This window comes from Streptomyces cacaoi, from assembly GCF_006539165.1.
GTDB lineage: Bacteria > Actinomycetota > Actinomycetes > Streptomycetales > Streptomycetaceae > Streptomyces > Streptomyces cacaoi.
The window spans coordinates 41,631-60,370 of sequence record NZ_BJMM01000025.1 but is presented as its reverse complement, the minus strand read 5'-3'; the positions used below and the strand labels follow the sequence as shown (position 1 = coordinate 60,370).

15 protein-coding genes, 1 tRNA gene and 1 pseudogene are annotated in these 18,740 nt (G+C 70.6%); 10 read left to right on the top strand and 7 right to left on the bottom strand.

What is annotated here, in order from left to right; all coding sequences use genetic code 11:
* Positions 1-12: 12 nt before the first annotated feature.
* Positions 13-83: transfer RNA gene (locus tag SCA03_RS22055), tRNA-Gly, on the bottom strand.
* 235 nt (positions 84-318) lie between these two features.
* Here SCA03_RS22055 and SCA03_RS35200 point away from each other — a divergent pair.
* From SCA03_RS35200 to SCA03_RS22045, 3 genes are all read left to right on the top strand, one after another.
* Positions 319-486 (top strand): hypothetical protein, encoded by a 168-nt coding sequence (locus SCA03_RS35200; RefSeq protein WP_169729632.1) that lies wholly within the window; start codon positions 319-321, stop codon positions 484-486.
* A gap of 182 nt (positions 487-668) precedes the next feature.
* Complete coding sequence (dcd, locus tag SCA03_RS22050) at positions 669-1,244, top strand: dCTP deaminase (RefSeq protein ID WP_030880585.1); 576 nt, start codon at positions 669-671, stop codon at positions 1,242-1,244.
* Between the two features lie 55 nt (positions 1,245-1,299).
* Positions 1,300-1,797: a phosphoribosyltransferase gene (locus SCA03_RS22045; RefSeq protein WP_030880583.1), complete on the top strand. Its 498-nt coding sequence runs from the start codon at positions 1,300-1,302 to the stop codon at positions 1,795-1,797.
* A 159-nt stretch (positions 1,798-1,956) separates the two neighbouring features.
* Here SCA03_RS22045 and SCA03_RS22040 read toward each other — a convergent pair whose 3' ends face one another.
* Positions 1,957-2,256 carry a hypothetical protein gene (locus tag SCA03_RS22040; RefSeq protein ID WP_141275593.1) on the bottom strand — a complete coding sequence of 100 codons (300 nt, stop codon included), beginning with the start codon at positions 2,254-2,256 and terminating at the stop codon, positions 1,957-1,959.
* 406 nt (positions 2,257-2,662) lie between these two features.
* On the opposite strand from SCA03_RS22040, the gene SCA03_RS22035 reads away from it, so the two are divergent.
* On the top strand, positions 2,663-4,192 hold the full coding sequence (locus SCA03_RS22035) for a ricin-type beta-trefoil lectin domain protein (RefSeq protein WP_086815392.1): 1,530 nt from the start codon (positions 2,663-2,665) through the stop codon (positions 4,190-4,192).
* An 89-nt stretch (positions 4,193-4,281) separates the two neighbouring features.
* Here SCA03_RS22035 and SCA03_RS22030 read toward each other — a convergent pair whose 3' ends face one another.
* From SCA03_RS22030 to SCA03_RS22015, 4 genes and pseudogenes are all read right to left on the bottom strand, one after another.
* Positions 4,282-5,220, bottom strand: coding sequence for a Yip1 family protein (locus SCA03_RS22030; RefSeq protein WP_030880570.1), 939 nt, complete (start codon positions 5,218-5,220; stop codon positions 4,282-4,284).
* Positions 5,221-5,505: 285 nt separating this feature from the next.
* Positions 5,506-5,910, bottom strand: a pseudogene (locus SCA03_RS22025) (ATP-binding protein); the annotation flags it as partial.
* Positions 5,904-6,893: an MEDS domain-containing protein gene (locus SCA03_RS22020; RefSeq protein ID WP_230988845.1), complete on the bottom strand. Its 990-nt coding sequence runs from the start codon at positions 6,891-6,893 to the stop codon at positions 5,904-5,906. The gene SCA03_RS22020 and the pseudogene SCA03_RS22025, both read right to left, overlap by 7 nt.
* A 268-nt stretch (positions 6,894-7,161) precedes the next feature.
* Entirely contained in the window at positions 7,162-9,474 is a 2,313-nt protein-coding gene (locus tag SCA03_RS22015; RefSeq protein WP_086815393.1) for a (Fe-S)-binding protein, read from the bottom strand.
* Positions 9,475-9,781: 307 nt separating this feature from the next.
* On the opposite strand from SCA03_RS22015, the gene dnaK reads away from it, so the two are divergent.
* The 4 genes from dnaK to SCA03_RS21995 are packed head-to-tail and all read left to right on the top strand — an operon-like array spanning position 9,782 to position 14,062.
* Positions 9,782-11,662 (top strand): molecular chaperone DnaK, encoded by a 1,881-nt coding sequence (dnaK, locus tag SCA03_RS22010; RefSeq protein WP_030880558.1) that lies wholly within the window; start codon positions 9,782-9,784, stop codon positions 11,660-11,662.
* Positions 11,659-12,369, top strand: coding sequence for a nucleotide exchange factor GrpE (gene grpE / locus SCA03_RS22005; RefSeq protein WP_086815394.1), 711 nt, complete (start codon positions 11,659-11,661; stop codon positions 12,367-12,369). Before dnaK ends, grpE begins: the two co-directional genes overlap by 4 nt.
* Before the next feature lie 27 nt (positions 12,370-12,396).
* Positions 12,397-13,590 (top strand): molecular chaperone DnaJ, encoded by a 1,194-nt coding sequence (gene dnaJ / locus SCA03_RS22000; RefSeq protein ID WP_030880550.1) that lies wholly within the window; start codon positions 12,397-12,399, stop codon positions 13,588-13,590.
* A 1-nt stretch (position 13,591) separates the two neighbouring features.
* On the top strand, positions 13,592-14,062 hold the full coding sequence (locus tag SCA03_RS21995; protein WP_030880548.1) for a heat shock protein transcriptional repressor HspR: 471 nt from the start codon (positions 13,592-13,594) through the stop codon (positions 14,060-14,062).
* Between the two features lie 102 nt (positions 14,063-14,164).
* On the opposite strand, the gene SCA03_RS21990 is transcribed toward SCA03_RS21995, so the two are convergent.
* Positions 14,165-15,082: a D-alanyl-D-alanine carboxypeptidase family protein gene (locus SCA03_RS21990; protein ID WP_030880545.1), complete on the bottom strand. Its 918-nt coding sequence runs from the start codon at positions 15,080-15,082 to the stop codon at positions 14,165-14,167.
* 329 nt (positions 15,083-15,411) lie between these two features.
* Between SCA03_RS21990 and clpB the strand changes: the two genes are divergently transcribed.
* Positions 15,412-18,042: an ATP-dependent chaperone ClpB gene (gene clpB, locus SCA03_RS21985; RefSeq protein ID WP_030880541.1), complete on the top strand. Its 2,631-nt coding sequence runs from the start codon at positions 15,412-15,414 to the stop codon at positions 18,040-18,042.
* Between the two features lie 103 nt (positions 18,043-18,145).
* Positions 18,146-18,697, top strand: coding sequence for a type III secretion system chaperone family protein (locus SCA03_RS21980; protein WP_030880538.1), 552 nt, complete (start codon positions 18,146-18,148; stop codon positions 18,695-18,697).
* Positions 18,698-18,740: the final 43 nt, after the last annotated feature.

Here is an 18,740-nt window from a genome sequence, read left to right as displayed (position 1 = left end):
GGTTTCTGTCTGAGCGGGCGACGGGAATCGAACCCGCGCTCTGAGCTTGGGAAGCTCATGTTCTACCATTAAACTACGCCCGCGCGGAGCCGAGGAGGCTCGGCTCGACGTCGTTCAGCTTACCCCATCGCCGACCCCGGCTGCACAGGCCGGGGTCTTCTGCTGTGCCCGGGGCCGGGGTGCGGGAGGTGTTCCGGGTGGGGGCGGGGCGGGAGTTGGGGCGTACGGTGGGGCGGAGTGCCGATGGTCGGGGCGTCGGGTTCATCCCCTAACGTGGCTTTTGTCGTCCACGCATCCAATGACAGGGGAGAGGAAGCGATGGAAACCACCGTCGTCCGGTGTGCCGAGGGCCACGTGTTCAGCACCTCGACGTTCCCGATGCAGCAGCTGGGGACCAGCCGGATCGGCCCCGGGCGGCTTCTGCGCTGTCCGCGCTGTGGACGGTTGCGGCAGGCGGTGCCGGTGCCCGGGCAGAAGCGCGGCTAGCGGTTCCCCGCAGCCCCCAGCAGTTCGGATCGTTCGGTTCAGGGGCCGGGCCCGGGAGGGTCCGGCCCCTTTCGTGTGCCGGTCGGGGACGGGCCGGCCGGTCGGAGAAGGGGCCGGCGAAGAGGGGCGGCCGCGCAGGGACCGATTGGGACGGGCTCGGCCCGGGCGCGTAGTCTCGGCCCGTGCTTCTCTCAGACAAGGACATCCGGTCCGAGATCGACAACGGCCGGGTGCGGATCGATCCGTTCGATCCGGCGATGGTGCAGCCCTCCAGCATCGATGTCAGGCTGGACCGCTACTTCCGGGTGTTCGAGAACCACCGGTACCCGCACATCGATCCGTCGGTCGAGCAGCCGGACCTGACGCGGCTGATCGAGGTGCAGGGCGACGAGCCGTTCATCCTGCACCCCGGGGAGTTCGTGCTCGCGTCGACGTACGAGGTGATCACGCTGCCCGAGGACGTCGCCTCCCGGCTGGAGGGGAAGAGTTCGCTGGGGCGGCTCGGGCTGCTGACGCATTCCACGGCCGGGTTCATCGACCCGGGCTTCTCCGGGCACGTGACGCTGGAGCTGTCGAACGTGGCGACGCTGCCGATGAAGCTGTGGCCGGGCATGAAGATCGGGCAGCTGTGCATGTTCCGGCTGGCGTCCCCGGCGGAGCACCCGTACGGGTCCGAGCGTTACGGTTCGCGTTACCAAGGGCAGCGCGGGCCGACGCCGTCCCGCTCGTTCCTGAACTTCCACCGGACCCAGGTCTGACCCGTCCGACCGGCTCCGGGTCCCTCCCGCAGGCCGCACAGAAAGAACCCCTTCCGTGAGTGACGAGCGCGAGAATCTGACGTATCCCCTCTTCGGACAGGCCATCCGGGAGCTGGCCCGGAGCATCGCCGACGACGGATACGAGCCGGACATCATCCTGTCGATCGCCCGCGGGGGCCTGTTCGTCGCCGGGGGTCTCGGCTACGCGCTCGATGTGAAGAACCTGCACGTCATGAACGTGGAGTTCTACACGGGGGTCGGGGAGACGCTCGACATGCCCGTCATGCTGCCGCCCGTGCCGAACGTCGTCGACCTGAGCCGTAAGAAGGTGCTCATCGCGGACGACGTCGCGGACACCGGGAAGACGCTCAAGCTGGTGCAGGATTTCTGCGCGGAGCATGTCGCCGAGGCGCGCAGTGCCGTGATCTATGAGAAGTCGCACTCGCTCGTGCCGTGCGACTACGTGTGGAAGCGGACGGACCAGTGGATCAACTTCCCGTGGTCCGTGGAGCCGCCGGTCGTGCGGCGGACCGGCCAGGTGCTGGACGCCTGAGCGGCTCTCCGGTCTCCGGGGCGGCGCGGTGGCCGCGCCCTCCGGCTCGCGCGGTCTGCCCGCGGCCGCGGTGGCTTCCGCTTCCCCGTCGGGGAGCGGAAAAGGGGCGGCCCGGGCCGATAGCGGCGGCCCGGGCCATCCACAGAGGTACTGCTGGGACTACTTCTCGCCCTGGTCCTGCTCGGCGCCCTCGATCTCGAAGACACCCTTGTTGTGCTTGCCCAGGATCTTGCTGACGAGGTCGCCGGTGTCGACGGACTTGTCGCCCTGCGAGGTGGGGACGCCGATCGAGTCCTCCACGTGGTTGAAGGCGAGGTCGCCCGGGCCACGCTCGCTCACGAACGGGCCGACGCGGTGCTCGTTGACGAAGATGACATCGGCCATGGCGACCGGTGCCGAGGCACCGCCCAGGGCGACGGCGAGGCCGACCACGGCGGCGACGCGTGCAGTTCTCCTCATGCCTGAACTCCTCCTTGTGTCTGTCGAGTTCGCTCGCTTTCGTCGAGCCACGGCACTTGTTCACACTTGACCGGTCGTTTACGCAACGGGTGCCGACCATTCACCTGTGAGGCTGCATGGCGTGCCGCGTCTGCCGCAGAGTCCAGGGCTGGGCGGGCGGTCGTCGTCCGGCCGCGTGTCCGGTGCGGCGGGAGCGGGGGCGCTCTGCGGCCCGGGGTCCGGAGCCGGTCGTTCCGGTGGTCGCGGTGGAGCCCCCGGTACGGATGGGCGAGGGCGCGGACGGCCGGGGCCGGGTGAGGTGTGCGGGGGTGCGGCTGAGCAAAGTCCGGTCGGGAGGGTTCCGTTGAGCACTACTTACGGGTAAGTACCGCGGGTAACAGTAGTTGGCCGGCACAAGGGAGTGCTCATGGCACGGGCGAGACCTGTGGCAGCAGTGGCAGCGGCGTTGACGCTGATGTTCTCCGGGGCGGGGGTGGCGGCGGCCGCGCCGGGAGCGCCGCCCGGGCAGGACGGCACCGGAGGGGCGCGCGCGAGCAAGCCGCTGCCGCCCGAGCTGGAGAAGATCCGGGCGGCGGAGGCCGAGAAGCTGTACGGCAGCGCGGCCGAACGCCCCATGGACGAACGGAAGACGAGCCTGATCTCGCTGGGCGACAGCGAGATATCGGGCGAGGGGGTCGGCACCTACGAGCCGGGGACCAACGGCCCCGACAACTGGTGCCACCGCTCGCCGGACTCCGCGATCCACCGTACGGGCATCCTCGCGGACGTCACGTACAACGTCTCCTGCTCGGGGGCGAGCAGCGAGAACATCCGGATCGGCGGCACCAAGCAGTTCGCCGACGAGCTGGTGCAGAGCGACAGCCTGGCGATCAAGGCGCGCAACACCCGGCTGAAGCAGATCGTCCTGGTCGCCGGGGCCAACGACGATCTCCAGTTCGGCCCGGTGATGACGGACTGCGTCACCCGGTACCTCACCCTTCAGGGGCCGTGCGAGCCCAAGTACACACCGGTCTGGCAGGACCGTGTCGACGGGCTGGTGCCCAAGATCGAGCAGACGGTCGGCGACCTCAAGTCCGTGATGCGGGACGCCGGTTACGCGGACGACGACTATCAGCTGCTCGTCGTCGGCTACCCGAGCCCCATCGGCCCGGACTTCCACGACAACCCGGACTTCCCCGGCAAGCTGATCGGTGGCTGTCTCGGTCACACGAGCGACACCCGCTGGGGCCGCGACACCGCCGTCCCCGCCTTCGAGAAGGGCATGCGGAAGGCGGCCGAGGCGAGCGGCGCCGACTACCTGGACGCCTCCCGGCTGTTCCACGGGCACGAGGTGTGCATGGAGAACACCTGGACGCGCGGGCTGTACGTGGACCTCACCAACCCCGTGCCGCCCGACGAGAACTCCGTCCGGCAGTCGTTCCACCCGAACAAGCGGGGGCACGGGGCCTTCGCCGACTGCTTCACCAAGATGTGGCAGGCCGGCAAGGACGGCGTCCGTGAGGCGTCCTGCGCCGACCCGGACGGCTCCGGCCGCCCGCAGCTGTACCGGCAGGCCTGGGACGACGTGTTCCAGCCGCTGCGCAACGAGGACACCGGCACCTGCCTCGACGCCGACGGTTCGCACAGCGCGGTCGGCACCCAGGTGCGCGGCTGGTCCTGCAAGAGCGGCCAGCGCAATCAGCAGTGGTGGTACGACACCGAGGGGCAGCGGCTCTACACGGCGCTGACCCACGACCGGTGCGTCCGCAGCGCCGGCACCGACGGGGCGGGGCTGGAGCTGGCCAACTGCTCCGGCGCCGACGACCAGAAGTTCGTCCGGGACGGCGCGACCCTGCGCCCCGCCACGGCGAAGAACCTGTGCGTGACCCTGCACGGCCTGGAGGAACAGGCCCAGCTGGCCCCGTGCGACGACTCGGCGGCGCAGCGCTTCGCGTGACCGCTCGACCGCACACGAACGGGGCCCGGCCGTCGGACGGCCGGGCCCCGTTCCGCACGGCCGGGGCGGTGGAGCTGCGGCTCAGCGGCTCACAGGGTGCCCAGCTTGATCAGGAACAGCAGGGCCAGGAGCTGGATGGCGGAGGCGCCCAGGGCGCGGGGCCAGGGCAGATCGTGCGAGCGGCTCACCATCGAGGTGAACAGATAGCCGGCCAGCAGCCAGGTGGCCCAGCCGAGGATCTGCACCAGGCCCGCGTCGCCGCCGAGGAACAGGGCGAACAGCAGCCGCGGCGCGTCCGTCATCGACATGATCAGCATGGCCAGGCCGACCGTGGGCTGCCATGCGCCGTCGCCCCCGAACTGCCGGGCGAGCGTGTGCGTCACGGCGCCCAGGATGAGACCGGCGACGACGACGGCGATGCCGCTGGTGAGGACGTACGGGATGACCTGCGAGATCGTCGAGTTGATCGCGTCCTCGCGGGCCTTGTCGAACCCGAAGACCGCGAGCAGCCCGTAGAGGAACGCGACGATCAGCGCCGGGCCCCACATGGCGTGGTCGCGCATCTGCCAGAAGGTGGCGTTGGGGCGCAGGACGAGCCCGCTCAGCAGCTCCTTCCAGTGCAGCCGCGGGCCGGAGGGCGGGGGCGGGGTGCCGCCGGCGTGGTAGGTGGAGCCGTCGTTCCAGGGCTCGGGGCCGCCCTCCGGCCCGGGGCCGTACGGGTCGGGAACGCTGAACGACTGGGTGTGGCCGGGGGCGTTGGCGTACGGATCGGCGGGCGGAGCGCCGAAGTACTCGGGCTCGCCGGGCGAGGGCGGCGGACCGCCCTGGCCACCCGGGGGGCCGTACGCCGGCTGCCCGTAGGGCGCGGGCCCCGGGCCCCGGCCCTGCCAGGGCGACGGACCGCCGCCCTGCTGCGGGTACGGGGTGCCCTGCGGGGAGGGTGCGCCCTGCGGGTGCTGCGGGGGGAACTGCCCATGCTGCTGCGCGCCCCGGGATCCCCGGCCGCGTCCGCTCCTGAAACCAGCCACGCAATCGAACGTACCGTGTCCACGCGCCACGCGGTGCCTTCGCAGGGTGAGATGGCCGGACATCGCTGCTGACCTGTGACATCCCCTAGGGGAACCCGGTGGAGCCGGCCTCACTCCGCCGGTGGTGCGAGCTCCACCGTACGCCCCCGGTGGTCAGCCTTCCGCCGGGCCCGCCTCCGGTGCTCCGGCGGGGCCCGGCCGGCGGTCGTAGGGGTGCGTGTACGGGCGCCCGGGCAGCGTGGTGCGGGCGGCGGGCGGGCCGAGCGGGGCGCCGCGTCCCGGCTCGGGCAGCCGGACGGCCAGGGTGACGACCGCGCCCTTCGCGTCGGGCCCGTCGTTGGGGGCGATCGTCAGCCGGTCGGTCACCAGGCGCGCCAGCCACAGCCCGCGCCCGGTGTGCGCGCCGTCCAGCCCGGGCAGCAGTTCGGGGATGACATCGGCGGAGAAGCCCGGGCCCGAGTCCGTGACCCGGCACTCCAGCTCCTCGCCCAGGTTGCGCAGCAGCAGATGCCCGCTGCCGCCGGCGTGCTCGACGGCGTTGGTGGCCACCGCGTCGACCGCGACGACGAACTCGCCCCTGCGCGGCTCGCACAGCCCGGCACCCGCCGCGCAGGTCTCGACCTCGATGCGCAGCCGCGGCAGATCCCGGACCGTGAAACGCAGCCGGCACAGCAGTTCGGGGGTCAGCATGCCGTTCCCTCCTCGACGACGAGGGTGAGCGAACGGAGGGAGCCCGCGCCCAGATGGCGCAGGATGCGCTCCTGGACCCCGGTGCAGCGCACCGTCGCGTCGCCCGGCGCGGCCGCGCACGCGCGCAGCACGTCCGCGGCGCAGGCGGCACCGAGGAAGTGCAGCGCCCGCAGATCCAGGCGCAGCTCCCGGCCGGACGCGGGCGAGCCCGGCTCCCCGTGCCCCGGCGCCGTCCCGGCGAGCGCGGTGCGCAGGGCGCGGGTGAGTTCGGCGCGGGTGGCGATGTCCGCCTCGCCGGTCAGCCGCAGCTGAGGGCCGTCCGCGCCGGTCTCCCGCACCGCGTGCAGGGAGCCGACGCTGCCGAGCAGATTGACGGGGTGCGCCCGGTGCATCTCGGCCAGCAGCTCGTCGGTGAACGCGCGGTCGTCGTAGGCGCAGATCTCGCTGTAGGTACCGGAGTCGAACAGGTGCTGCGAGGAGCGTTCGCGGCGCATGACGGACTCCACGTCGGCGCCGAGGTCCTCGACCCAGGCCATGTCGATGTAGGCGCGCAGCGCCGTCCAGCCCTCGGCGCGGGCGCGGGCCGACTCCTCGCGCAGCCGGGCCCACTGCCGTGCGGCGGTGAACCGGCGGTGGGGCGCGATGAGCGCCCGCATGCTGCTGAGCACCACCTGGCCGCGCTGCCAGGCGTCGGACACGGGCGGCCCGTGCCCGTCGAGCAGGGACAGCAGTTCCCCGACGCTCACCCGGGGGTGGAGGAGCACGAGCACCTTCTCGCCGTATGCGAGGCCCTGCCGCACGAAGGCGTGCACGACGTCCCACTGCGGGTGCTCGCTGCCGTAGGAGGCGAAGCCGTGCTGTCCGGGGCGGAACCGCTGGACGGGCAGGGTGCGCACATCGGCGGCCGGCCGCGCGCGGTCCGCGTCGCGGGCGTGCTGTCCCTCCAAAGCCCCGGGACGCGGGACCTCATCAGGGTCCGACACCTGTCGTCCTCTCCTGTGTGCGCACGGCGTCGCGCTGCCGGAACAGCGTCGGTGCCGTCGTGAGGACAGACCCTAGGGGGGACTTTGGGTGATGGGTATACCGCGGGGGGTGATTGGCTCGTGTGCTGCACCAACTGATCGCATCTGACCGGACGGTGTCCGAAACCCGCCAGAGTGCACCTCGCGCGGGCCCGCACACACGCCGACGGCCGGCCCCGATGTGCGGTGTGCCGGGGCCGGCCGTCGTGGTGTGGGGAAGGGGTGTCCGCTACTGCGCGGGCTCCGGCTCGGGGGCGAGGGCGCTCTCGCCGTCGTCGGCCTCGTCGGCCGGCGGCGTCCTGACGGAGTCCAGCAGCAGCTGTGCGACGTCCACGACCTGGAGGTTCTCCTTGGCCTGGCCGTCGTTCTTCTTGCCGTTGACCGAGTCGGTCAGCATCACGAGGCAGAACGGGCACGCCGTGGAGACGATGTCCGGGTTCAGGGAGAGGGCCTCGTCCACGCGCTCGTTGTTGATGCGCTTGCCGATCCGCTCCTCCATCCACATCCGGGCGCCGCCGGCGCCGCAGCAGAAGCCGCGCTCCTTGTGCCGGTGCATCTCCTCGTTCCGCAGTCCCGGGACCTTGCCGATGATCTCGCGCGGAGGCGTGTACACCTTGTTGTGCCGGCCCAGGTAGCACGGGTCGTGGTAGGTGATCAGCCCCTCGACGGGGGTGACGGGCACCAGCTTGCCCTCGTCGACGAGGTGCTGGAGCAGCTGTGTGTGGTGGATGACCTCGTAGTGGCCGCCCAGCTGCGGGTATTCGTTGGCGAGCGTGTTGAAGCAGTGCGGGCAGGTGGCGACGATCTTCTTCGAGGCCGTCGGCTTCCTCGTCTCCGGGTCCACCTCGCCCTCCTCGGTGAGGGACTCACCGAAGGCCGCGTTCAGCGTGCTCACGTTCTCCTCGCCCAGCTGCTGGAAGAGGAACTCGTTGCCCAGCCGGCGCGCGGAGTCGCCGGTGCACTTCTCGTCCCCGCCCATGATCGCGAAGTTGACGCCGGCGATGTGCAGCAGCTCGGCGAACGCCTTGGTGGTCTTCTTCGCGCGGTCCTCCAGGGCGCCGGCGCAGCCGACCCAGTACAGGTACTCGACCTCGGTGAGGTCCTCGACGGTCTTGCCGACGACGGGGACCTGGATGCCGGTCTCCTTCTCCAGCTCCTTGGTCCACTCCAGCCGCTGCTTCTTGGCGAGGCCCCAGGGGTTGCCCTTCTTCTCCAGGTTCTTGAGCATCGTCCCCGCCTCGGAGGGGAACGCGCTCTCGATCATCACCTGGTAGCGGCGCATGTCGACGATGTGGTCGACGTGCTCGATGTCCACGGGGCACTGCTCGACGCAGGCACCGCACGTGGTGCACGACCACAGCACGTCCGGGTCGATGACGCCGTTCTCCTCGGCGGTGCCGATCAGCGGGCGCTCGGCCTCGTCCAGCGCGGCCTGCGGAACGCCCTTCAGCTGTTCGGCGGTGGCCTTCTCCTCGCCCTCCATCGTCTTGCCGCCGCCGGCCAGCAGATAGGGCGCCTTCGCGTGCGCGTGCTCGCGCAGCGACATGATCAGCAGCTTCGGGGAGAGGGGCTTGCCCGTGTTCCAGGCCGGGCACTGCGACTGGCAGCGGCCGCACTCGGTGCAGGTGGAGAAGTCCAGCAGGCCCTTCCAGGAGAAGTCCTCGACAGCTGAGACGCCGAAGCGGACCTCTTCCTCGTTGTCGTCGTCCAGCGCCGTCTCGAAGTCGATCTCCTTGCCGCCGGAGGTCATCGGCATCAGCGGGCCGAGCGCCGTGCCGCCGTCCGCCTCGCGCTTGAACCAGATGTTGAAGAAGGCGAGGAAGCGGTGCCAGGCCACGCCCATGGTGACGTTCAGGCCGATCGTGATCATCCAGATGAAGGAGGTCGCGATCTTGATCATGGCGATCAGGTAGACGAGGTTCTGGAGCGTGCCCGTGTCCAGCCCGTCGAACGCGGCGACCAGCGGGTAGGAGGCGAAGTACGCCGGCTCGTAGCCCGCCACGTGGTGCAGCGCGCCCTCCAGGCCGCGCAGCGACAGGATGCACACGCCGACGATGAGGATCACGTACTCGACGAAGTACGCCTGCCAGGCCGTGGAGCCGGTGAAGCGCGACTTGCGGCCCGCGCGCGAGGGCAGGCTCAGCAGCCGGATGACGATCAGCACGAGGATGCCCACCGAGGTCAGCAGGGCGAAGAATTCGGTGAACATCTCGTACGGCGTCCACGAGCCGATGACCGGGAGCGACCAGTCGGCCTTGAACAGCTGCCCGAAGGCGTGCGCCAGCGTCAGCAGCAGGGCGATGAAGCCGACGGCCACGAACCAGTGCGCCACACCGACGACGCCCCAGCGGTTCATCCTGGTGTGGCCGAGGAACTCCTTGGCGAGGGTGAGGGTGCGCCGGGCCGGCTCGTCCGTGCGCGTGCCCGCTGGCACCGGCTGGCCGGTCTTCAGCGACCGGATGATCTCGGCGATCGCGCGGGCGAAGAGCGCGACGCCCACCACAGTGGTGACGAGCGACACGATGATCGCGGCGAGTTGCATGGCGGAGCTCCTCGGGCCTGCGGGTGCATCTCTTACTAAGCGGTAACTTATCCAGTCCGTATGAGACTACCCACTCCGTGCAGCGCGCTGTACCGCGAACCCCGGTGATTTGTGCCTCCCCGGGCCGTTCTTCTTCCGCTGCGGCCTCCCTGTGTCCGTCGGTGCCCGCGGGCGCCCGTCCGCCGGGGCATGCGCGAGGCGCCAGCAGTCAGGTTGAGCCGACTTCGCTCAGGCTTTTTGACGCGGCGCGAAAGGTGAGGCACGCTTGAGTCAGCTTCACTCAAGACATCAGCTGGAGGAACCCGAAATGGCTCGTGCGGTCGGCATCGACCTGGGTACGACGAACTCCGTCGTCAGTGTTCTCGAAGGCGGTGAGCCCACCGTCATCACCAACGCCGAGGGCGCCAGGACCACGCCGTCCGTCGTGGCCTTCGCGAAGAACGGCGAGGTCCTCGTCGGCGAGGTCGCCAAGCGGCAGGCAGTCACCAACGTGGACCGCACCATCCGGTCGGTCAAGCGGCACATGGGTACCGACTGGAAGATCGGTATCGACGAGAAGGAGTTCAACCCGCAGCAGATCAGCGCGTTCGTGCTCCAGAAGCTGAAGCGGGACGCCGAGTCCTACCTGGGCGAGAAGGTCACCGACGCGGTGATCACCGTCCCGGCGTACTTCAACGACGCGGAGCGCCAGTCGACGAAGGAGGCCGGCGAGATCGCGGGCCTCAACGTCCTGCGCATCGTCAACGAGCCGACCGCTGCGGCGCTGGCGTACGGCCTGGAGAAGGAGGACCAGACGATCCTGGTCTTCGACCTCGGTGGCGGTACGTTCGACGTCTCGCTGCTGGAGATCGGCGACGGTGTCGTCGAGGTGAAGGCCACCAACGGTGACAACCAGCTCGGTGGTGACGACTGGGACCAGCGCGTCGTCGACTACCTGGTCAAGCAGTTCCAGTCCGGTCACGGCGTGGACCTCTCCAAGGACAAGATGGCCCTCCAGCGGCTGCGCGAGGCCGCGGAGAAGGCGAAGATCGAGCTGTCCTCGTCCACCGAGACGACGATCAACCTGCCCTACATCACCGCTTCCGCCGAGGGCCCGCTGCACCTGGACGAGAAGCTGACCCGGGCGCAGTTCCAGCAGCTGACGCAGGATCTGCTGGAGCGCTGCAAGACGCCGTTCCACAACGTCATCAAGGACGCGGGCGTCCAGCTGAGCGAGATCGACCACGTGGTCCTCGTCGGCGGTTCGACGCGTATGCCGGCCGTCGCCGAGCTGGTCAAGGAGCTGACCGGCGGCAAGGAGGCCAACAAGGGCGTCAACCCGGACGAGGTCGTCGCGATCGGCGCCTCGCTCCAGGCCGGTGTCCTCAAGGGCGAGGTCAAGGACGTCCTGCTGCTGGACGTCACCCCGCTGTCCCTCGGCATCGAGACCAAGGGCGGCATCATGACCAAGCTCATCGAGCGCAACACCACGATTCCGACGAAGCGTTCGGAGACCTTCACCACGGCCGAGGACAACCAGCCGTCGGTGCAGATCCAGGTCTTCCAGGGCGAGCGGGAGATCGCCGCCTACAACAAGAAGCTCGGCATGTTCGAGCTGACCGGCCTGCCCCCGGCGCCGCGCAACGTGCCGCAGATCGAGGTCACCTTCGACATCGACGCGAACGGCATCATGCACGTGTCCGCGAAGGACCTGGGCACGGGCAAGGAACAGAAGATGCAGGTCACCGGCGGCTCCAGCCTGCCGAAGGAAGACATCGAGCGCATGATGCGCGAGGCCGAGCAGTACGCGGACGAGGACGCCAAGCGCCGTGAGTCCGCGGAGACGCGCAACCAGGCCGAGCAGCTCGTCTACACCACCGAGAAGTTCCTCAAGGACAACGAGGAGAAGGTCCCGGCGGAGACGAAGACGGAGGTCGAGACCGCGGTCAACGACCTCAAGGAGAAGCTGAAGGGCGAGGACACCGCGGCCATCCGCGAGGCGTCCGAGAAGGTCGCGGCCACCAGCCAGAAGCTCGGCCAGGCCATGTACGCCGACGCACAGCAGGCCCAGGGCGGCGCCGAGGCGGGTGCCGCGGCCGGCGGTGCCGAGGCCGGCGGTGCGAAGGCCGAGGGCGGCGGCGAGGACGACGTCGTCGACGCCGAGATCGTCGACGACGACCAGCAGAAGCCCAAGGGTGGTGCGGCGTGACGGAGGAGACCCCGGGCTTCGAGCAGAAGCCCGACGTCCCCGCCGACGCCACCGAGCCGGCCCCCGCCTCCGAGCAGGAGGCGGCGGCCGGCGCCCCGGCCGGGGACAACGACGAGCACGATGCGGACACGGCGCGGGACATGCAGCACGAGCAGGATGAGCAGGCCGGTGCCGACGGCGCGGCGAAGGACGGCGGGGAGACCCCCGGCGACCCGGATCAGCTGCGCACGGCGCTGAACGAGCGGACGCAGGATCTGCAGCGGCTCCAGGCGGAGTTCCAGAACTACCGCCGCAGGGTCGAGCGGGACCGTGCGGCGGTCAAGGAGATCGCCGTCGCGAATCTGCTGACCGAACTGCTGCCGGTGCTGGACGACATCGGGCGTGCGCGGGACCACGGCGAACTGGTCGGCGGCTTCAAGTCGGTGGCCGAGTCGCTGGAGACGGTCGTCGCGAAGATGGGCCTGATGCAGTTCGGCAAGGAGGGCGAGCCCTTCGACCCGACGGTCCACGAGGCGCTCATGCACTCCTACTCGCCCGATGTCACGGAGACCACGTGCGTGCAGATCTTGCAGCCCGGGTACCGGATCGGCGAGCGGACGATCCGCCCCGCGCGGGTCGGTGTCGCCGAGCCGCAGCCGGGTTCCGGCAAGGGCGAGCCGGGCGACGGGGCAGCTGAAGAGGAGAACGGTGGCCCGGACGAGGCCTGACCGAGGCCGGGAGGAGGGACGTCGAGGATGAGCACCAAGGACTTCATCGAGAAGGACTACTACAAGGTCCTCGGCGTCCCCAAGGACGCGACCGAAGCCGAGATCAAGAAGGCGTACCGCAAGCTGGCCCGGGAGAACCACCCGGACGCCAACGCCGGTGACCCGAAGGCGGAGGAGCGCTTCAAGGACGCCTCCGAGGCGTACGACGTGCTCGGCGACCCGAAGCGGCGCAAGGAGTACGACGAGGCGCGCGCCCTGTTCGGCAACGGTGGTTTCCGGCCGGGCGGCGCCGGCGGGCCGGGCGGCGGGTCGTTCAACTTCGACCTGAGCGACCTGTTCGGCGGCGCCCCCGGCGGGGGCGGCACGGGCGGCGGCGGGGCCGGCGGCTTCGGCGGCGGGCTCGGCGACGTCTTCGGCGGCCTGTTCAACCGCGGCGGCGCCGGCACCCGCACCCAGCCGCGCCGCGGCCAGGACATCGAGTCCGAGGTGACGCTGAGCTTCACCGAGGCCGTGGACGGCGCGACCGTCCCGCTGCGCATGTCCTCCAGCGCGGCCTGCAAGGACTGCTCGGGCACGGGCGACAAGAACGGCTCGCCGCGGGTGTGCCCCACGTGTGTGGGCACCGGGCAGGTCTCGCGCGGCGCGGGCGGCGGCTTCTCGCTGACCGATCCGTGCGTGGACTGCAAGGGCCGCGGTCTGATCGCGCAGGACCCGTGCGAGACCTGCAAGGGCTCGGGCCGGGCGACGAGTTCGCGGACGATGCAGGTGCGCATCCCCGCCGGTGTGAGCGACGGGCAGCGCATCCGGCTGCGCGGCAAGGGCGCCCCGGGCGAGCGCGGCGGGCCGAACGGCGATCTGTACGTCGTCGTGCACGTCGACAAGCACCCCGTCTTCGGGCGCAAGGGCGACAACCTCACCGTCACGGTGCCCGTCACCTTCCCGGAGGCGGCGCTCGGTGGTGAAGTGAAGGTACCGACGCTGGGCGGCCCGCCCGTCACGCTCAAGGTCCCGGCCGGCACACCGTCCGGGCGCACCATGAGGGCGCGGGGCAAGGGGGCCGTCCGCAAGGACGGCACGCGAGGCGATCTGCTGGTGACGGTCGAGGTGACCGTCCCCGGGGATCTGAACGACAAGGCAAGGGACTCACTGGAGTCGTACCGGGACGCGACGGCGGGCGAGGACCCGCGGGCGGCACTCTTCAAGGCCGCGAAGGGAGAATGACGTGGATGGCCGGGACGGACGCAGGCGGGGTCACGCGGCACGTGCCGCGGCGTACGAGCTGACCGACGAGTCGCCGGTCTACGTCATCTCGGTCGCCGCGCAGCTCTCGGGGCTGCACCCGCAGACGCTGCGGCAGTACGACCGGCTGGGGCTCGTCTCGCCGGACCGCACGGCGGGGCGGGGCCGCCGCTATTCGGCGCGCGACATCGAGCTGCTCCGCGAGGTGCAGCGGCTCAGCCAGGACGAGGGCATCAATCTGGCCGGGATCAAGCGCATCATCGAGCTGGAGCAGCAGGTCGCGGCGCTCAAGCAGCAGGTGGCCGAGCTGTCCTCGGCCGTGGAGGGCGCGGCGGCGGCGATGCAGCAGCGCGAGGCGCAGGTGCACGCCTCCTACCGCCGGGATCTGGTGCCGTACCACGATGTGCGGCAGTCCAGCGCCCTGGTCGTCTGGCGGCCGAAGCCGCGCGACTGACGCGACCGGCCGCGCGCGGTTCCGTTTCCGCCGTCCCGTACCCCGGTGGCCGCCGTTCCCCGTGGTGCGTACCGCGGGGAACGGCGGCCCGGCGGGCGGGGGTTACGCGCTGAAGGCGTGTCCGAGCAGCTTCTTGGCGTCGGCCGTCCGCTTGGCGGCGGAGGTCGAGGCGAGGACGGTGCCGGTGACCGTCTTGCCGCCGCGGGTGGCGGCGAACACCAGGCAGTACTTGGCCTCGGGGCCGGAGCCGGTCTTCACACCGGTGGTGCCGCTGTAGGCGCCGAGCAGCGGGTTGGTGTTCGACCAGTTCATGTAGCGGTAGCCGCCGCTCTTGGTGGTGACCTTCTGCTTCGTCGACCTGGTTCCGACGACCGAGCGGAACGTGGAGTTCTTCATGGCGTCCGCTGCCAGCTTCGTCAGGTCGCGCGGGGTGGAGTAGTTCTTGCCCTTCCCGATCCCGTCGAACGAGTCGAAGTGGGTGTTCTTCAGGCCGAGGGTGCGGGCCTGGGCGTTCATCTTGCCGATGAAGGACTTGACCCGGGCCGAGCGGGACGAGCCGCTGCCGAAGGTGTCGGCGAGCGCGTAGGCGGCGTCGCAGCCGGACGGCAGCATCATCCCGTACAGCAGCTGGCGGACCGTCACCTTGTCCCCGACGATCAGCCGGGCCGAGGAGGCGGTGTTGCGGACGATGTAGTCGCTGTACGCCTTCTGGACCTTGACCTTGCGGTTCAGGTTCAGCTTGGGCTGGGCGAGCACCACGCGGGCCGTCATGATCTTCGTCGTCGAGCCGGTGGAGCGGCGGGTGTCGGCCGCCTTGCTGTACGTGGTGCGGCCGTTCTTCATCGTGTAGCCGCCCTTGGCGGCGATCGACGGCTTCTTCGCCGCCGCTGCCGGGGCGGCGGCCGGTGCGGTGGTGGCCGCCGCGTGCGCGGGGGCGCTGAGCGCGCCCGTCGCGAGGACGGCTCCGGTGGTGACGAGCAGAGCAGAGGCGCGGCGCGCTCTCGCGGTGCGGGTCTTCACAGTGTCGAGATCCCTCCCCTTGCTGGTGCCGCTGTCGTGGTGCGGCGCTGTCGATGTGCGTCTACGGGAGACACCCGGGGGTGCTGAGCGGATGCGGTTCCGCACGGGATTCTGCCCGGGTACATCCGTGCGAAGGGTCGCCGGGGTCGTCCGGGAGCCGCTGCCGGCCCCGGCACGACGGCTGAAAACCGGTCGTGCCGGGCGGGAACACCGGGGAGCGGCCGGTGGTTGAGCATATTGAGTGCGGTAGACTCAAGTTGTTGCAGGCGACCCATGGCAAGCAGGCCAAGTAGCAGTAGGTGGCGAAGCCAGAGAAGGAGCGCAGGACAGTGGACGCGGAGCTGACCAACAGGAGCCGGGACGCGATCAGCGCGGCCAACGAGCGCGCCGTCGCCGGCGGCCACCCGGACATCACGCCGGCCCATCTGCTCCTCTCCCTGCTCACGGGGGAGGAGAACGAGAACATCCAGGACCTGGTCGCCGCCGTCGAGGCCGATCAGGCCGCCCTCCGCTCGGGGGCCGAACGGCTGCTCGCCGCGCTCCCGAGCGTCCAGGGCTCCACGGTCGCCCGGCCCCAGGCGGACCGCGAGCTGCTGGCCGTCGTCGCGGACGCCGCGCAGCGCGCCAAGGAGCTGGGCGACAGCTTCGTCTCCACCGAGCACCTGCTCATCGGCCTCGCCGCCAAGGGCGGGCAGACCGGTGAACTGCTGGCCGAGCAGGGCGCGACGGACAAGAAGCTGCTGGACGCCTTCCAGACCCAGCGCGGCAGCCGCCGGGTCACCACCCCCGACCCGGAGGGCACCTACAAGGCGCTGGAGAAGTTCGGCACCGATCTGACGGCCGCGGCCCGCGAGGGCAAGCTCGACCCGGTCATCGGGCGCGACCAGGAGATCCGCCGCGTCGTCCAGGTGCTCTCCCGGCGCACCAAGAACAACCCGGTGCTGATCGGCGAGCCCGGAGTCGGCAAGACCGCCGTCGTCGAGGGGCTGGCCCAGCGCGTCGTCAAGGGCGACGTGCCCGAGTCGCTGCGGGACAAGCGGCTGGTGGCGCTCGACCTGGGGGCGATGGTGGCCGGCGCGAAGTACCGCGGCGAGTTCGAGGAACGCCTCAAGACCGTCCTCTCCGAGATCAAGGAGAGCGAGGGCCAGATCATCACCTTCATCGACGAGCTGCACACCGTCGTCGGCGCGGGCGCCGGCGGCGACTCGGCGATGGACGCGGGCAACATGCTCAAGCCGATGCTGGCGCGCGGCGAGCTGCGCATGGTCGGCGCGACGACGCTGGACGAGTACCGCGAGCGCATCGAGAAGGACCCGGCGCTGGAGCGCCGTTTCCAGCAGGTGCTGGTCGCCGAGCCCACCGTCGAGGACTCCATCGCGATCCTCCGCGGGCTCAAGGGACGCTACGAGGCGCACCACAAGGTGCAGATCTCCGACAGCGCGCTGGTCGCCGCCGCCACGCTCTCCGACCGCTACATCACCTCCCGGTTCCTGCCGGACAAGGCGATCGACCTCGTGGACGAGGCCGCCTCCCGGCTCCGGATGGAGATCGACTCCTCGCCCGTCGAGATCGACGAACTCCAGCGCTCGGTGGACCGGCTCAAGATGGAGGAGCTGGCGCTGGGCAAGGAGACCGACCCGGCCTCCGTCGAACGCCTGGAGCGGCTGCGCCGCGAGCTGGCCGACAAGGAGGAGGAGCTGCGCGGCCTCACCGCCCGCTGGGAGAAGGAGAAGCAGGGCCTCAACCGCGTCGGCGAGCTGAAGGAACGCCTCGACGAGCTGCACGGCCAGGCCGAACGCGCCCAGCGCGACGGGGACTTCGACACCGCGTCCAAGCTGCTCTACGGCGAGATCCCGGCCCTGGAGCGGGAGCTGGAGGAGGCCGCCGAGGAGGAGGAAGAGGCCAAGAAGGAGACGGCGGAGCGCGGCAACCGCGACAAGATGGTCAAGGAGGAGGTCGGCTCGGACGACATCGCCGACGTCGTCGCCTCTTGGACGGGCATCCCCGCCGGGCGCCTCCTGGAGGGCGAGACGCAGAAGCTGCTGCGCATGGAGGACGAGCTGGGCAAGCGGCTGATCGGCCAGACGCAGGCCGTGCGCGCCGTCTCCGACGCGGTGCGCCGCACCCGCGCCGGCATCGCCGACCCCAACCGCCCCACCGGCTCCTTCCTGTTCCTCGGCCCCACCGGTGTCGGCAAGACAGAGCTGGCCAAGGCGCTGGCCGACTTCCTGTTCGACGACGAGCGGGCCATGGTCCGGATCGACATGAGCGAGTACGGCGAGAAGCACTCGGTGGCCCGGCTGGTGGGCGCGCCCCCCGGCTACGTCGGCTACGAGGAGGGCGGCCAGCTCACCGAGGCCGTGCGGCGCCGCCCGTACAGCGTCGTCCTGCTGGACGAGGTGGAGAAGGCGCACCACGACGTCTTCGACGTGCTGCTCCAGGTGCTCGACGACGGCCGGCTCACCGACGGCCAGGGCCGCACCGTCGACTTCCGCAACACCATCCTCATCCTCACCTCCAACCTGGGCAGCCAGTACCTGATGGACCCCCTGGAGAAGGAGGACGAGAAGCGGGAGCAGGTGCTCGCCGCCGTCCGGTCGGCCTTCCGGCCCGAGTTCCTCAACCGGCTCGACGACCTCGTCGTCTTCTCGGCGCTCGCCGGGGACGAGCTGCGCAGCATCGCCCGGCTCCAGGTCGACGCCCTCCAGGCGCGGCTGGCCGAGCGCCGGCTGACGCTCGATGTGACGCCCGCGGCGCTGGAGTGGCTGGCCGTCGAGGGGAACGACCCCGCGTACGGCGCCCGGCCGCTGCGCCGGCTGGTGCAGACGGCCATCGGCGACCAGCTGGCCCGGGAGATCCTCTCCGGCGAGGTGCGGGACGGCGACGTGGTGCGGGTGGATCACGTCACCGGCTGGGACGGACTCATGGTCGGGGCGGCCGAGCCCGAGCGGGCCGCCTGAGCCCGGCGAAGGGTGAACGGAGGGGGCCGGGTACCCGCAGGGTTGTCATCGCGGGGGGACGGTACGGGAGGATGGCGGCCAGCCGTATGAAGGGAACACCCACGTGAGCATCGACCCCTCCTCGATCCCGAACTTCGGGGGACAGCCCGAGCCGGAGGAGACGGGCCCGACCGGCCCGGTCGTTCCGGACCAGGACCTGGTGAAGCAGCTTCTCGACCAGATGGAGCTGAAGTACGTCGTCGACGACGAGGGAGACCTCGCCGCACCGTGGGAGGAGTTCCGCACCTACTTCATGTTCCGGCCGCAGGAGCCGGGCAGCGAGGAGGAGCGCAGCCAGCAGGTCTTCTCCGTGCGGACGTTCTACGACCGTCCGCACACGATCGACGACAAGCCGAAGCTGCTGGAGGCCATCGACGACTGGAACCGCCGCACCCTGTGGCCGAAGGTCTACAGCCACACCCATGACGACGGCACGGTCCGCCTCATCGGCGAGGCCCAGATGCTCATCGGCACGGGCGTCTCCCTGGAGCACTTCGTCTCCAGCACGGTCAGCTGGGTGCGCGCCTCCATCGAGTTCGACCGCTGGCTGGTGGAGCAGTTCGGTCTGGAGAAGGACGCGGACTCCGCCGAGGGCGAGGGCGGCGCCGAGGCGTAGTCGGCGCGGCAGCCGTCGGCGGCCCGCGGTGGGAGCCGGCCCC